Source organism: Neisseria sp. P0001.S005 (assembly GCF_051963715.1).
The window spans coordinates 1-371 of sequence record NZ_JBQCTZ010000754.1 but is presented as its reverse complement, the minus strand read 5'-3'; the positions used below and the strand labels follow the sequence as shown (position 1 = coordinate 371).

Below are 371 nucleotides of genomic sequence, written 5' to 3'. Positions count from 1 at the left end.
TATTGCAAAGTAAAGCCTGCTTTGAATTCAAGCTTCGGCACCCCGATAACGAAACGTTTGCCGATACTGTCTTCAAATTCATACGCACCTTCGATGCTGCCCCAAGGCGTGCTGATTTGCGAACCGCTGTGGTACTCATAGGCTTCGCCCGGGTACAAAACAGGTTGCTCTTCAATCAAGCCAGCATGACCGACCTGCTCTGTCTCACCGTGTCCGTCGGTAATTTCCCAAAAACGCTGACGCAAAGTAATGATTTCATCACTGCGGTTGCAGATGGTAATCAGATAATTGAAGGCATAGCGGTCGCGATAGACGTCGCTCTGACCGGCCATATAACGCGGCTCCACGTTAATCTCGATTTCATTCATAAT

Annotated in this window: 1 protein-coding gene; it reads right to left on the bottom strand. The window is 48.8% G+C overall.

Annotated elements, in window-relative coordinates; translation table 11 throughout:
• The coding region (gene apaG / locus ACTHSP_RS22705; RefSeq protein WP_049350701.1) for a Co2+/Mg2+ efflux protein ApaG at nucleotides 1-368 on the bottom strand (368 nt) is incomplete at its 3' end.
• Between the last annotated feature and the right edge of the window lie 3 nt (nucleotides 369-371).